General features: G+C 41.7%; 17 protein-coding genes. 13 read left to right on the forward strand and 4 right to left on the reverse strand.

Annotated features, from left to right (window positions below):
- Positions 1–3: 3 nt before the first annotated feature.
- The 3 genes from Ami103574_RS05920 to Ami103574_RS05930 are packed head-to-tail and all read left to right on the forward strand — an operon-like array spanning position 4 to position 3,316.
- Positions 4–2,265, forward strand: coding sequence for an ATP-binding cassette domain-containing protein (locus tag Ami103574_RS05920; RefSeq protein WP_163065750.1), 2,262 nt, complete (start codon positions 4–6; stop codon positions 2,263–2,265).
- Between the two features lie 12 nt (positions 2,266–2,277).
- Entirely contained in the window at positions 2,278–2,718 is a 441-nt protein-coding gene (locus Ami103574_RS05925; protein WP_163065751.1) for a MarR family winged helix-turn-helix transcriptional regulator, read from the forward strand.
- The gene (locus Ami103574_RS05930) at positions 2,708–3,316 is read left to right on the forward strand and encodes a helix-turn-helix domain-containing protein (protein WP_163065752.1); all 609 of its coding nucleotides are present in this window, start codon (positions 2,708–2,710) and stop codon (positions 3,314–3,316) included. Before Ami103574_RS05925 ends, Ami103574_RS05930 begins: the two co-directional genes overlap by 11 nt.
- A 159-nt stretch (positions 3,317–3,475) precedes the next feature.
- On the opposite strand, the gene Ami103574_RS05935 is transcribed toward Ami103574_RS05930, so the two are convergent.
- On the reverse strand, positions 3,476–4,810 hold the full coding sequence (locus tag Ami103574_RS05935) for a M56 family metallopeptidase (RefSeq protein WP_163065753.1): 1,335 nt from the start codon (positions 4,808–4,810) through the stop codon (positions 3,476–3,478).
- Entirely contained in the window at positions 4,803–5,201 is a 399-nt protein-coding gene (locus Ami103574_RS05940) for a BlaI/MecI/CopY family transcriptional regulator (RefSeq protein WP_163065754.1), read from the reverse strand. Before Ami103574_RS05940 ends, Ami103574_RS05935 begins: the two co-directional genes overlap by 8 nt.
- Before the next feature lie 240 nt (positions 5,202–5,441).
- On the opposite strand from Ami103574_RS05940, the gene Ami103574_RS05945 reads away from it, so the two are divergent.
- The 5 genes from Ami103574_RS05945 to Ami103574_RS05965 all read left to right on the forward strand — a co-directional run bounded on the left by Ami103574_RS05945 (position 5,442) and on the right by Ami103574_RS05965 (position 8,231).
- Complete coding sequence (locus Ami103574_RS05945) at positions 5,442–6,050, forward strand: class I SAM-dependent methyltransferase (protein WP_163065755.1); 609 nt, start codon at positions 5,442–5,444, stop codon at positions 6,048–6,050.
- 24 nt (positions 6,051–6,074) lie between these two features.
- Positions 6,075–6,644, forward strand: a complete 570-nt coding sequence (locus tag Ami103574_RS05950) for a TetR/AcrR family transcriptional regulator (RefSeq protein ID WP_163065756.1) — start codon at positions 6,075–6,077, stop codon at positions 6,642–6,644.
- A gap of 197 nt (positions 6,645–6,841) precedes the next feature.
- Complete coding sequence (locus tag Ami103574_RS05955; protein WP_163065757.1) at positions 6,842–7,492, forward strand: phosphatase PAP2 family protein; 651 nt, start codon at positions 6,842–6,844, stop codon at positions 7,490–7,492.
- Positions 7,493–7,560: 68 nt separating this feature from the next.
- Positions 7,561–7,767: a helix-turn-helix transcriptional regulator gene (locus Ami103574_RS05960; RefSeq protein ID WP_163065758.1), complete on the forward strand. Its 207-nt coding sequence runs from the start codon at positions 7,561–7,563 to the stop codon at positions 7,765–7,767.
- Positions 7,767–8,231, forward strand: a complete 465-nt coding sequence (locus Ami103574_RS05965) for a hypothetical protein (protein WP_163065759.1) — start codon at positions 7,767–7,769, stop codon at positions 8,229–8,231. Before Ami103574_RS05960 ends, Ami103574_RS05965 begins: the two co-directional genes overlap by 1 nt.
- Here Ami103574_RS05965 and Ami103574_RS05970 read toward each other — a convergent pair.
- Positions 8,203–8,745 (reverse strand): ClbS/DfsB family four-helix bundle protein, encoded by a 543-nt coding sequence (locus Ami103574_RS05970; RefSeq protein ID WP_163065760.1) that lies wholly within the window; start codon positions 8,743–8,745, stop codon positions 8,203–8,205. The genes Ami103574_RS05965 and Ami103574_RS05970 overlap by 29 nt on opposite strands.
- A gap of 160 nt (positions 8,746–8,905) precedes the next feature.
- On the opposite strand from Ami103574_RS05970, the gene Ami103574_RS05975 reads away from it, so the two are divergent.
- The gene (locus Ami103574_RS05975; RefSeq protein ID WP_163065761.1) at positions 8,906–9,160 is read left to right on the forward strand and encodes a helix-turn-helix transcriptional regulator; all 255 of its coding nucleotides are present in this window, start codon (positions 8,906–8,908) and stop codon (positions 9,158–9,160) included.
- On the forward strand, positions 9,141–9,614 hold the full coding sequence (def, locus tag Ami103574_RS05980; RefSeq protein WP_163065762.1) for a peptide deformylase: 474 nt from the start codon (positions 9,141–9,143) through the stop codon (positions 9,612–9,614). Before Ami103574_RS05975 ends, def begins: the two co-directional genes overlap by 20 nt.
- Here the strand turns inward: def and Ami103574_RS05985 are convergent.
- Entirely contained in the window at positions 9,598–10,260 is a 663-nt protein-coding gene (locus tag Ami103574_RS05985; RefSeq protein ID WP_163065763.1) for a class I SAM-dependent methyltransferase, read from the reverse strand. The two genes, def and Ami103574_RS05985, sit on opposite strands and share 17 nt — an antisense overlap.
- Positions 10,261–10,414: 154 nt before the next feature.
- On the opposite strand from Ami103574_RS05985, the gene Ami103574_RS05990 reads away from it, so the two are divergent.
- The 3 genes from Ami103574_RS05990 (at position 10,415) to Ami103574_RS06000 (ending at position 14,511) form a co-directional block, all read left to right on the forward strand.
- Positions 10,415–11,377 carry a DMT family transporter gene (locus Ami103574_RS05990; RefSeq protein WP_163065764.1) on the forward strand — a complete coding sequence of 321 codons (963 nt, stop codon included), beginning with the start codon at positions 10,415–10,417 and terminating at the stop codon, positions 11,375–11,377.
- A 17-nt stretch (positions 11,378–11,394) separates the two neighbouring features.
- Positions 11,395–12,783, forward strand: a complete 1,389-nt coding sequence (locus Ami103574_RS05995) for a sigma-54 interaction domain-containing protein (RefSeq protein ID WP_163065765.1) — start codon at positions 11,395–11,397, stop codon at positions 12,781–12,783.
- 300 nt (positions 12,784–13,083) lie between these two features.
- On the forward strand, positions 13,084–14,511 hold the full coding sequence (locus Ami103574_RS06000; protein ID WP_163065766.1) for a sodium:solute symporter: 1,428 nt from the start codon (positions 13,084–13,086) through the stop codon (positions 14,509–14,511).
- Positions 14,512–14,557 lie beyond the last annotated feature (46 nt).

Raw genomic sequence — 14,557 nt, forward strand, 5'->3', positions numbered from 1 at the left:
AGCATGTCTGATAAGTATATTCAAGTACTCGGAGCTAGAGAGCGAAACCTAAAAAACATAGATGTCAGGATACCTAAAAAAGAAATTACGGTTTTTACCGGGGTATCCGGTTCGGGAAAATCATCCTTGGTATTTGCTATCATAGCGGCAGAATCCCAAAGACAATTAAATGAAACCTATACCAGTTTTATTCGTCACCGTATGCCGCATTATGGAAAGCCTGATGTAGATACAATTGAAAATTTATCGGTAGCCTTCATTATCAATCAAAAACGATTGGGGGGTAATGCCCGCTCAACAGTAGGAACCATTACAGATATTTATGCAGTATTGCGCTTATTGTTTTCCCGCATTGGTCAACCCTTTGTAGGGCATGCCGATGTTTTTTCATTTAATAATCCGGCGGGCATGTGCGACCATTGTGAAGGCTTGGGAAAAATTGAAACCATTGATATAGAAAAGCTGTTAGATAAAAATAAGTCTTTACATGAGGGAGCCATTCGATTTCCAACTTTTGAGCCCGGCGGGTGGCGATTAACCCGATACATTCATTCCGGTTTTTTTGATAATGATAAAAAGATAAGGGATTATTCGGAGAACGAGTTGGAGCAGCTTCTGTATACGGATGGCATCAAGGTTAAAAATCCTGCACCAGAATGGCATAAAACTTCCTTGTATGAGGGGGTGATCCCACGCATTGAGCGCAGCTTCCTTAGAAAAGAAGAGGGAGAGAAGGTCCGATATAAGAAAGATCTAGAACGCTTTGTTTCAAAACAGAATTGTCCTCACTGTCAGGGTACACGTTTGAATGATAAGGTACGATCTTGTAAAGTGAACGGTAAAACTATTGCAGAATGTGCAGCTATGCAGATAAGTGAGCTTTTGACCTTTATTCAATCCATTCACGCCCCTATAGCGGGCACAATTGTTTCAGAGCTTGCCGATCGGCTTCAGCACATGGTGTCCATTGGGCTGGGCTATTTAAACTTAAGCAGAGAAACTGATACCCTTTCAGGTGGGGAATCTCAGAGAATAAAAATGGTGGGCCAGCTGGGCAGCAGTTTGACAGACCTCACTTACATTTTTGATGAGCCCAGTATGGGGCTGCATCCCCATGACATAAGCAAGATTAATGAGCTTATGAAGCTGCTGCGTGACAAAGGCAACACGGTTCTGATTGTAGAGCATGACCCGGACATGATACAAATTGCGGATCATATTATTGATATGGGTCCCGGTGCGGGAACCCAGGGGGGCGAAGTCGTATATCAAGGAAATCTAGCGGGATTGAAAACAGCGGGTACCCTCACTGGACAATATTTATCCCACCGGCCTAAGCTGAAACTGGATACCCGTGTTCCAAACAGCTGGATTTCTATTGAAAATGCAACAATGAATAATTTAAAAAACCTTTCAGTTGATATACCAAAGGGTGTGCTGACGGTTGTAACCGGAGTTGCCGGTTCAGGAAAAAGTACCCTAATCAATGGGGTGTTGCCTCAGCTGTATCCTGAAATGGTTTTAATCGACCAGAAAGGGCTTCAAGGGTCAAAACGTTCCAATATTGCAACCTTTACAGGAATCTTTGATATCATCAGAAAACTCTTTGCCAAAAGCAACGGTGTCCGTGAGTCTTTGTTCAGCTTTAACTCGCAAGGGGCCTGTCCGGTCTGCAAAGGCTTAGGGATTACTTATACCGATTTAGCGTTTATGGATACCATTGTTACCACCTGTGAAGAATGCCACGGAAACCGTTATACGGAGCAAGTGCTGGCTTATCGGCTAAGAGGAAAGACGATTGCTGATATTCTCCGCCTGACTGTATCGGAAGCTTTAGAATTTTTTCAAGAAGAACCAATTGTATCGGTATTGAAACGACTTTCGGAGGTGGGCATTTCTTATGCTTCTTTGGGACAGCCTCTCAATACCCTTTCCGGTGGTGAGTTACAGCGAATTAAACTGGCCTCCGAACTGGAATATGGAGGTCAGATGTATGTGCTAGATGAACCGTCAACTGGTTTGCATATGGCAGATATAGAACAGTTGATTGATGTGATGAACCGCCTTGTAGATCAACACGCTACGCTGATTGTAATCGAGCATAATTTAGATATTATCTGCCAAGCCGATTGGATGATCGACATGGGTCCCTATGGGGGACAAAACGGTGGTCAGGTTATGTTTGCCGGTTTACCGAAAGATTTAGTCCATTGTCGAGAGTCGTTAACCGGAAAGTATCTGAAAAAGTATATCTACAAAATATAGGAGGTTGTTTGGATGGTTGTAAAAAACTTAGAAGAAAGTTATATTCCCTTTCAGTGTATGATTGTGGCTAATTCCAATCGCTTTAATGTGGAAGGGGTTTCAACGGCACAATACTATATACTTGATACCCTCCACAAGTACGGTTCAAAAACCACGAAAGAACTGGCTGAAATGAGAGGTATTTCCCAATCTGGCATGTCAAAATTGACGAAGCGTTTGCTGGAAAAAAAGTATATTATCCAGGAAAGACAAGCGAATGATCGCCGCGCTTACAATATTGTGCTCACTAAAGAGGGAAACGCTTTTTTGAATCGGGTGGAGGATTTTGGAAATGAAATTATGAGTCTAATTGAAGAATCCTTGACGGAAGAAGAAGTCTATGCATTTTCCAAGATGTGCAAACGGATTACGAACTTATACGCAGAAAAGCAGAGGCCTATCAATGGAATTTAATGAAAAACTGCAACAGCTTAGAAAAGAAAAATCAATGACACAAGAACAACTTGCAGAAGAACTATTTGTGTCCAGAACGGCTATATCAAAATGGGAAAACGGTAAGGGGTATCCCAATATTGATTCCCTTAAAAGTATCTCCGCACTTTTTTCTATATCAATTGACGATTTGTTGTCCGGTGAAGAATTGATTTCGTTGGCAGTAGAGGAGAACCGAAAAAATATAAAAAAGCTTTCCAGCCTAATTTATGGGGTGTTGGATTTAATGGGGCTGGCTCTTTTATTTTTACCGCTCTTTGGTCAACCAGATGGGGAAGGTGTTCAAGTCGTAAATTTGTTTGCCTTTAAAGATGCTTCATCTATTACTCGTGCCATATATTTTATCTTGCCTATTTCAATGGCCTTACTTGGTATGGTTGAATTGGCCACACAATATTTCAGCAGCGAAAAATGGCTGAATGCGGGCAAATTAGCATCCATACTTTTACAAGCCTTTGCAATATTTGTTTTCATCAATACCCGCCAACCTTATGCTACCTCATTAGTTTTTATGTTCTTCATGATTAAGGTTGTTCTTTTGATAAAGGGTAAATATTAAGTATATCGTCTTAAAACATCAGCTATGCCAAGCTATCCCTATAGGTGGGCAGCTCCTAATCTATACAGAAAAGCGACTTTGGGTGTATGGAGAGCCTCCCTACCTAAAGCCGCTTTTCTGTTTTGTTATGGTTCAGTGTTGCCTCTAGTTTAGCTGTTTTCAATCTTTTCCCGAACGCCAAATCAGTAAGGTATTTCTTCCGCTGTCCTGATAATAAATTTCAGAAACAGGTAAATTGCCGTCAGGTGAATAACCGATGCCTTTTTTCATATCGTATACACAATCTTTATTTCGTTCTTGCGGCTGATATTCGCCGTAAAGGGTAATATAATATCTTCCACCTTCTCGGTATACGCTATTACTATACACCTCGTATTCTGATGCAACTTTAAGCTGGCATCCCACTGTTCCGTCTTCATTTAATGCAATGCTCCATACTTTAATTTTATCAGCAGGAATCACCGTATACGATGTTGCTTCAACTGCACCAGTATTTTTATTCTCATTTGCCGAAACGTTGGTGGCAAATGCAGCCGCAGTTCCTCCGATTATAAGGAACACTACCGCTGCAAAAATTGCCATATGCTTTTTCATTTTCTTAACATTTAATAACATGGTTAATCTCCTTTCGATGTGCTTTGTGCTCTCACATAGGGGAGAGCAGAATGTCGAGTTTATGCCGGAATGGTTAGCCAATGTGTTCAAGATGGCTTCTCCGTAGCGTTTTCTTTCCTCATGGGACATTTTCGCTGCCAGCACCTCATCGCAGGACAACTCACTCCATGTGCTTATATCCTTGCGGAGAATATGGACAAAAGGGTTAAACCAATGCACGGTTCCTGCAAGCAGAACAAACATTTTTATCCATAAATCTTTTTGTTTCAGGTGTGTCAGTTCATGGGCCAAGATTAGCTTCAAGTCAAGTTCCTGCGCAGTTGAGATTGGTAGCAATATCAGGGGGTGACGCAACCCTATAAGCATAGGACTTGTGATTTTGTGGTTTAACATCAGTTTTACATCACCGCGGATACACCATGTCGCTTTGCATGAGGAAAGCAGGGTGAGGGTATCTTCTGGTGCAGGAATACTGTGTACTTGAAGCAATTTCATAAATCTGCGGTAGCAATACAAATGCCAAGAGGCAAATCCAATTGCCCCAAAGAGCCAAATGAATGAAACGATTTGGATGAATTCAATCGTTAGATGTGCAGTTCCCACAGCATTTAGGGCGTTTAGCAAACCTTTTTGTTGATCCATTACTGGAACCAGCATTGGAAATATACGCGCATTCTGACTTTGGGTAATTGGCTGGACCAAGACAGAAGCAAGCTTTTGGGCAAAAATAGAAAAGGGCATGAGGAAAAAGATAATAGCCATTTTTCCAATTCGGTATTGCCAGCTTGCAGAAAACCATTTTGCCGTTACGGGCCGAAGCAGCAGCGTGAATAAGACAACCGCGCTTCCAGCAATGGTCATCGCAAGTAAATTATTCATTTTTCTCACCTGCCTTTTCTGTGAACCAGCGCCTGAGCTCGGTTACGTCGTTCTTTGTCAGCGCCTTACCGTCGTAGAGCGTAGCAAGAAAGTTTTTGACAGAACCTTCATAAACTGTATCCAAAAAGCTCTTAGCTTCCTTGCTCCGGTATTCTTCTGGTGAAATGCGGGGTAAATAAATATTAGTCCGGCCCTGTTTCTTGATGGAGGTGAGGACACCTTTTTTTACAAGCCTTGCAAGAAAGGTTGCCATGGTTTGTCCTTTCCACTCTTTACCCTCTTTCGCTGCAAAAATGTCAAGTAATTCACTGGACGTAATGGGATCACCGTACTCCCATATAATTTGCATGACTTCCATTTCTGTTTCCGATAATTTTTGAAAAATCGTCATAGTATACACCTCTCCGTTTTTGATCACATGTCTGCAGTATGTCACTACACTCGTGTAGTGACATTAGTTTACTACATGAGCGTAGTGATGTCAAGGAAGTTAAAAATTTTAATATACAATCTCATCTTGAAATAAAAATAAAATGTAGCAAAAATGTAGCTTAAACCCAAATGAATGAAATTCACTCATTGACTGCTGTGGATATTAGTGCTACACTGTTCATAGAAAGAAGGTAATCCGATGGCAGGAAATAAAGAAAAATCAAAAAATGCGTTTAATCAGCAAGCGGCTACCTATGACGAAGATATCAAAGGACAACACGCGAGAAATCTATATCCAACGTTATTGGCGAAGCTGTCCGGTGTTGATTTCCACACGATTTTAGATTTAGGCTGTGGGACTGGAGCTGTTATGCAGGCCATTTTGCAAGATTTTCCTGATACACGTGTCTATGGAATTGATATTTCTGAAAACATGCTGCAAAAGGCGAAGGAGAAATTAACGGATAAAGCATCCCTGATCTTAGGGGATTCGGAACATCTGCCCTACGAAAATGAAATGTTTGAAGTGGTTTATTGCAATGACTCTTTTCATCATTACCCAGCGCCTGAAAAGGTGGCGGCAGAAGTTTATCGAGTGTTGAAACCGAAAGGGACCTTTATCATAAGTGATTGCTGGCAACCGTTTTTTAGCAGGATCATTATGAACGCATTTATGGGGTTTAGCAATGAGGGTGATGTCAAAATATATTCAAAACGAAAGATCTGTGATTTATTAGAGCTCTGTTTTCAGCAGGTCGTATGGCAAAAAGTAGATCATACTTCCTTCATTGTTTCTGCAAAAAAATAATTAAAGGAGGAGGGACTGGATATAATGGCCCGGATTTCAAAAGAACCAGAAGTAAGAAAGCAGGAAATATTAGATGCAGCAATGGTTTTGTTCTATGAAAAAGGATATGAAAAAACCTCCATGACCGATATAGCCAACAAAATAGGGGTAGCACAAGGATTATGTTATCGCTATTTTTCATCCAAAGAAGTTTTGTTTGACTGCTCCATTCAAGAATATGCAAATAGGCTGGCAGAAAAGATGAAAACAACTCTTTGTGATAATCGATTGACCCTGGCACAAAAGTTAGAACAAACCCCATCTTATCTTGACTTTGAAGAAGATAACAGTGTTCACTATAAATTATTTCATAACGAAAACAGTAAAAAAATACATGATCAGTTATCCATAAGGGTCTGTGAAATCATGGTTCCTTTGGTTGCTGAGGTGTTTAGAAAAGCAAAGGAAGCAGGCGAAATCCGCTTAGCCGATACGGAAACGGCGGCTTCTTTTGCGGTATATGGGCAGCTGGGAATTCTGTTAAATGAGCAGATACCCAGCCATGAAAAGATCACAAGAATTCGGGCGTTTTTAAAATTTATTCTGCAAGTATAACATAGCACCGGCAAGGGGTATATCCGTATTTATAAATGCCTCAAAGCCTTGGGAAAAGCCCTCCGACACGTTTCGTGTCGGAGGGCTTTTGTTATTGTGACGATTGGTTTCTTGAATACGTCTATTCTCGGCCCCACAATGTAGAGGTGGCGGCGCGCATGAACACAACAATAATACAGAAAAGGAAAGAAAATAAAATGAAAAACAAGCGATACTTTATTTCTGCCGGAACACTATTCCTGCTATTTATACTATTTACCATGGCGGTTTTAACCTTTGACGTTAGACCCATAGGTCCAGAAAATTCTGTGGTTGCTTTTGCCGGCCTAAATCGCTCCATGTTTGAACTCCTTGGGGAACACTTGATTTGGTATCATATTACGGACTGGCTTGGTGTTGCAGCGATCCTGGTGGCTTTGGGCTTTGCCATATTGGGGTTGGTGCAGCTAATCAAAAGAAAAAGTATTAGGCGTGTGGATAGCAGTATTCTTATGCTGGGATTCTTTTATATGGCTGTGATGGGGTCCTACCTATTTTTTGAAATCTATATTGTTAATTATCGGCCGATTCTTTTAGGAAATACATTGGAGGCATCCTATCCCTCTTCCCACACGATGATTGTACTATGTATCATGGCTACAGCAATAATGCAGTTTCATACCCGGATAAAGCGTAAATTCATAAGGATTACAGCAGAAATGCTGTCTGCTTTTATAATCCTCGTAACGGTGGTCGGGCGTTTTATTTCCGGAGTGCATTGGTTTACCGATATTGTAGGGGGCTTATTGTTAGGTTCTGCCCTTATTCTGTTTTACTATGCAATGGTTCGGCGATTCCCCGGAAAATAAAAAAATGTAATAGTATAGTTGACTTTACATGTAAAGTTGACTATACTATTACTGAAAGGGGGAAGTTTATGGAGACATTATCTAATATTGTGAAAGATTTACGGACAGAAAGAGATTTGTCCCAGGGCAAGCTGGCAGAACTTGTCGGCGTCACCAGGCAAACTATTATTTCTTTAGAGAAAGGCAGCTATATTCCTTCTTTGCTTTTAGCAATGAAAATATCGGAGGTGTTAGAGGCTCCGATTGAAGAAATATTTAAAAAGGAGAGCATGTAATGGAAAAAATTATAATTAAGAGCACAGGGAATATCCTACTATTTTTACTATTTGGATTAGCTTTTTTATTCCCCTTTTCAGAGCTGCAGTCTATTCAAGATGCAGGGTTTCGTGCAACGGTATCAATCTATCCGATTTTGCTGGCAGGATATCTGGTAATCTATCCCTTTTTATATCTTGTAATTAGTAAAAAACAGAAGTGGAGCAGACGAGATCTTTCTGAACTGGCCTTTTCAGACGAGCGAGAAAAGGTAATCGTGGCAGAAGCCACAAAGACATCTTACCTGGTCCTTATGGGTGGGCTAATCTTAGCTATGGCAATAATTGGAGGAATAAAGTTATTTTCTTTATTTACCCATAAGGAAATCAGTATCTATTTTATTAGTATATTATTGATTACCATATTGCTTATTATGTCAACAATTTCGTATTGTATTACATGGTGTTTTGAATATCGCAAATAGCTTTAGTGCGCAGCTTCTTCCACTTGCGGATTTTACTGCGGAAAGACTTAAAAGGGGCAACCGTGTTTATGTGTACCCATTTCCAAATGGGCCAGTTGGACGGGGTAGAGGAGGCCCACTTTCTGCCCCCAGAGCAAAAAAGTTCCTCGTCACTAAAACCGTCGAGCCAGTGTATCAGCTCCTCAACGGTGGAGCCAAACAATTCAATTAATTCAGATAGAGACTCCTCTTGATACTGGGCATAAAAGCTCTGGTATAGCCCGCCTAACTGATTCCATTTATAGCCCGGGGATGGTGTGACCACCTCTTTTCCAGCCAATTCATCCTTGTCCCAGCTGCGGAGCAATTTCATCCAGCCAAGCTGATATGCAATGATTTCTTGAGGGGTACGATCTACTTCTTCAAAGCGTACGGCCTTGTCGGATTCGTGTATTCCATCGAATTCAGATATAAATAGGTTGGCTGTCTTTTTTATTTCAGCGATTAAAGCCTCTCTATTGGCATATTCCTGCATAATTTTATATTCCTCCAGACTTCATATTTATTTTATTATAACACATACGGCCAATTGTATAAAAGTCTTTGAAAGATGTAAGGTTAGGTTGACACCGAGATCAGATGATGGTAGGATATGTGTAAGGTTAACATGACATACAAGGAGACAAAACATTATTATGAAAAATAAAATTCGCCAATTACGGGAGGCATTCGGTTTAACACAAGAACAGCTGGGTGAAATGGTTGGAACATCCAGACAAGCCATCAATGCTATTGAAACAGAAAAAAATGAGCCTTCCATATGGCTTGCGCATGATATCGCCCAAGTTTTCAATGCATCTATTGAAGAGGTGTTTCTATTTGAAGAAAGTCAGCGAAAATCTCGCGCAGATATCAGCAGGAGGTGTGCTTATGGCACTCAGAGAGATTAGATTTTTTGACGATGAATCGTTGCGTAAAATAAGCAAGCAGGTTGATCAGGTCGATGACCACATCAGGGAGATCCTCAATGATATGGCAGAAACCATGTATAACACAGAAATTGGCGGTGGTTTAGCGGCTTGCCAGGTTGGTATATTACGCCGTTTAGTAGTCATTGATATGGGACAAGGTTTATTAAAGCTAGTCAATCCTCACATTGTTGAATCTCAGGGAGAGCATCTGGTTATCGAAGGCTGTCTAAGCTGTCCGGGTGTCTGGGGGAAGGTGTTGCGGCCACAGAGCGTTCGGGTCAATGCTCTTGATGAAAACGGAGAAGCCTTTACGATTGAAGCCGCTGACGAACTGGCAAAGTGCCTCTGTCATGAAATCGACCATTTAGATGGAATTTTGTTTATAGATAAGGTGATGGAGTATGTGGAAGTGGATGCTATTTCACACACTTAAAATAGGCGATTGATTTTTCATGGTAAATGTCAACTTGAGAATAGAGGCTTGACAATACGGACCTTAATTCTTCAAGAGATTGAAAAGGTGGCGTAAACCAGCCTTTTTTCGATAGAAAAGCATTCACAATAAAGTCGGTACGCCGACATTGTCCTTTTATATAAAAGCAGCCGATAAACAGGCCGCCCTTTTTTAGCACACGTGCCGTTTCAAAAAATGCTTTCTCTTTCTCGGGGAAGGCATGAAAGCCGTTCATGGAAAGCACGATATCAAATGCTTCGTTATTGAATTCTAAAGCTCCTACGTCCCCCTGGGTACAAGTAATATTCTCCAGCTTGTTATTCAAAAATCGCTGTTGAGCTTGAAGTAACATGTCCTTGGAATAATCCACACACCTTATTTTAGCATCTGGCAGTGCCCTATATTTTTTTAAGGTGAATACGCCTGTGCCAACCGGAATATCAAGTAACTGTCTGTTGAAATCTGGAGGGATGAACTTTAACACCTTATCGGCAATCTCTATGTCGTTGACACCGGACCAAAAAAACCATATGTATAATTTTGACCACCATGTTGATTGGGTAAGCGTATCGTCATAAATATTTCTGGATGATGCATATGCTTTTGTTATATTGTTATTTTCCATGTGTACACCTCTACTATAATTTCTCTATTTTTATTATATCGTTTTTCTTTTAAATTCACAATCCTAACCACCTGGAATGCCACAGGTGGTATTTTACTTCCTGCCGAAGTTAGTATATACTGATGTAAAAAAGAGATTAAAGGTTGAGGAAAGCATGAGCAAGAAAACAGAAGGAATCCTATATGCGGTGTTGTCGGCAATTATTTATGGTTTTACACCGATTTTAGCTCGAATAGCCTATGATGGCGGAGCCAATGGCATCACCGTAGCATTTTTGCGGGGAGCAATTCCGCTGCCGCTGTTGTTTGTTGTGCTGCGAAGCAAGAAAATCTCCTTGCGCCTGGGGTCTGGGTTAAAACCCTTTCTATGGGTCAGTATGCTAGGCCTTTCTCTGACGACGATTCTACTTTATATGTCTTACAGCTATATTTCAGTAGGCATGGCTACCACCCTGCACTTTGTTTATCCGGTGTTGGTTTCTTTGGCTTGCGCCATTTTTTTTAAAGAGAAGATTAATCTTTGTAAGATTATTGCCTTAATTCTTTGCAGTGGCGGCATCGGACTATTTATGGATCAGCTTACCTCATCTGGGGGTCTGGGAATTGTTTTAGCTATTTTATCAGGCGGCACTTATACACTCTACCTCATTTGCATAGATAAGAGTGGTCTGAAAGATATCCATTACCTTCAGCTGACTTTTTACTTGAACGTAGGGCTATCCGTTATCGCGGGGGTGTTTGGCGCCGCAACGGGCAAGCTGAATCTGTTGCTCTCGCCGATGGCCTGGGCTTTATGTACGTTAGTGGCACTATTCACCACCCTTGGGGCGTTACCTCTTTTACAGCAGGGGATTAAGCTGACTGGAGCGTCAACGGCGGCCATCCTGTCTACATTAGAGCCAATCACCAGCGTTATTTTGGGAATCTTGATTTTGAGTGAGAAGGTTTCAACCATAAAACTGGTGGGCTGTGTTTTTATCATTGTCAGCATTCTCTTGATTACTTTGAGCGAAAGTGATACTGTATTTTTTAAGAACACTGCCGGTAAAATTAAAAGCGATGAATCCCAGGAAGAGATGGATTGTTTGAGCGGAACCATAGAAAACCATAACAAGTAGAAGGAGAGAATATTTGTATGGATCATGTAGCAGATACACGTAAGCTGGATTACGAAGCTATTTTAAAAGCCCTTCATGATGATATCGTGGTGGTAGATGAAAACGGCGTTATCGTGCAAGTCACGCCGGGCTGGGAAAAAAATTACGGGATGACCATGGAAGAAGCTGTGGGGAAAACGGTTTATTACATGGAAGAGCAAAAAATTTTTAAGCCGTCGGTGGCCAGGATTGTCTTTGAAACTGGGGAGCGGCTGATTATTGCCCACGAACTGAAACCAGGAACCTTCGTGCTGATTGTGGCGGTTCCGTTGAAAGACGTCGAGGGAAAAATTAAATATGTAGTCAGCTATGCCATGGATATTACCGATTTGCAGATTATTGAAGAGAAATATGAGAAAATGAAACGGGATATGATTCGGTATAAGGAAGAGCTCAACAGCTATCGCCGTCTGTTTCAAACCTATGAAAAGCAAAGTCAGCTGCAAGGTGTCCAACATCTTCATAAGATTATTGATAAGATGGGTAAATATGATGCCAATGTCCTGATCACAGGAGAATCTGGAGTAGGTAAAACCACCTTTGCCAGAATGATTCATGCAAAAAGCTGCCGGGCAGAACAGTCTTTTATTGAAATCAGCTGTGGAGCTATACCGGAAAACTTGCTGGAATCAGAGCTGTTTGGCTATGAAAAGGGCGCTTTTACCGGAGCCGATCAAAAGGGAAAGATTGGCCTTATTGAAATGGCTCACAAGGGGACCCTTTTTCTGGATGAGGTGTCCGATCTGCCCTTAAAGTTACAGGTGAAGCTATTGAAGGTGTTGCAGGATAAGGTTATTATGCGGGTTGGCGGAAAGACGGAGATTGCGGTGGACTTTCGTCTGATAACAGCATCAAACAAAGATTTGCAGCAGCTGGTTTCGGAAGAGGCCTTTCGAGAGGATTTGTTCTATCGACTCAATGTGGTTCCCCTGGAGATTCCGCCCTTAAGAGAGCGTGCCAAGGACATTCTATATTTGATTAACACGTTTATAGAGGGCTTCAACGACAAATATCAGGAACATAAAAAGCTGAGTACCACGGCTTTTAACCAGTTGCTAAGTTACAGCTGGCCGGGTAACATTCGAGAGCTGGAAAATGTCATAGAGCGGTTGGTAATCACCACCGAGGAAGAGCTCATCACCGAAGCGGATTTACCACCGAATATTCTTCGAGAGAAACGAGAGCTTCCTCTGAGCAGCGAAGCACAAACCTTTGATGACATGGTGGAGGAGTTTGAAAAAAATGTGATTCAGGCAGCAGTCAAGAAATACAAAACCACGGTCAAGGTTGCAGAAATGCTGGGTATGAGCCAGTCTACCGCTGCCAGAAAAATGAAAAAATATATGTCAGGAAACGAGAATTTCTGATGAGTTGCTGCTAGGATTAGTCAAAATTGAAGAATCTACCCATATTTGACTAGTCAATTGTGTTATTGAATTTAAGCAGCTGCACAGCAGATGGAAGAGATGCTACCCAAAAATGGAAACGGGTGGCATTTTTTGTACATTGAGATGGCTATATCTCAACGTTTCTTAGTTGGCACGTAATTTGCGAATATATAAAAGAGTAATAGAAATTAGAAGTGTAAGACCAAAAGCATGGGAAAGGAGGAGTTTTAGTCTCATATCATAAGTCAGAACAAAGATTTAGAAAGAGGAGATAAGAATATGCTATCTACATTTGATTTTGTCATTATTGGTTTTTATTTTTTAGCAATGATTTTGATTGGCTTCATCTCTATGAAGTTTGCAAAATCAAAAGAGGATTTTCTGGTGGCCGGAAGAAGACTCTCGTTCCCCTTGTTTTTTGGCTGTATGTCCGCCATGGCTTTAGGCGGAGCGGCTACTGTAGGCGGGGCAAAGCTGGGGTACTTATACGGGTTTGGAGGCATCTGGGTCGGTGTCAGCATTGGTTTAGGGCTGATTTTGACCGGTCTATTGGTATCCTCGAAATTATCTAAATTGCGAGCACTAAGCATTAATGAAGTAGTGGAAGCCAATTACGGAAGTACAGCCAGAGTGTTCAGCTCCACCTTGACCTTCATTTATACCATCACCCTCAGCGTAGTACAGGTTATCGCTATCGGAACCATCATCAGCGCTTCGCTGAATGTGGATGCCACCATGGCTATGATAGTGGGCGGAGGCATTGTAATCATTTATACCTTTATCGGTGGTATGTGGTCGGTAACCCTGACGGATATTGTTCAATTTGTTATCAAAACCGTAGGTCTTATGATTTTAGCGCCGATATTTGCCATATCTGCTGTAGGAGGCTGGGACAATTTGATTCACAGCGTGCCGGAATCCTACTTAACTATCAGCAGTATGGGTTGGGCGTCTAACTTTAAATGGATCATTCTCTATGTACCGGGGTTGGTAATCGGTCAGGATATCTGGCAGCGGATTTTTACGGCGAAAAATAATCGCATTGCTACCTCAGGAACCATTCTGGCGGGTGTTTACAGCATTTTATATGCGGTGGCTATTGCCATTGTCGGCATGAGCGTCTTTGTTCTGCTGCCAGATTTGGCGGACCCTCAGACGGCCTTTACAGAAGGTGTTATGGTATTCTTGCCTTCCGGCGTAAAGGGTATTGTGCTGGCAGCAGCTGTGGCAGCTACCATGTCTGTGTCCAGCGGTACTATTTTGGCATCTTCTACCATCTTGTACAATGACTTGTATCAGCGGTTTATCAATCCTAATCCCGACGAGAAAAAAGCTATCTGGATTACTAGAGCCTTCGCGCTGCTGATTGGGGTAGTGGTTATGATTTGTGCTCTTTGGATTAACGATGTGCTGGCAGGAATTGATATTTGCTATGGTTATCTGTCGGGCTGTGTATTTGTACCGCTGTTGGCAAGCTTTGTACTCAAGCGATTCAGTCCAAAAGCTGGTTTGTATTCGCTGGCGGTCAGTGCTGTAGTCGTTACGGTTCTATTCTTTAAATTTGGGATCCTATCCCTGTATCCAATCTTATATGGCATGTTGTCCGGCTTAATCGTCTATGTAGTGGTGAATCTGGTCAGCAAAGAAAAAGTTGAATCGACCTTTGCCAAGGTGGAAGCTGATTTAGAAGAGCAGCAAGGCGCTTAGACCGCTATGGTGCAGACCATCATCTGTGGGTGCTGTGTCTGCACCA

This window comes from Aminipila butyrica (genome assembly GCF_010669305.1).
GTDB classification, from domain to species: Bacteria; Bacillota; Clostridia; order Peptostreptococcales; family Anaerovoracaceae; genus Aminipila; species Aminipila butyrica.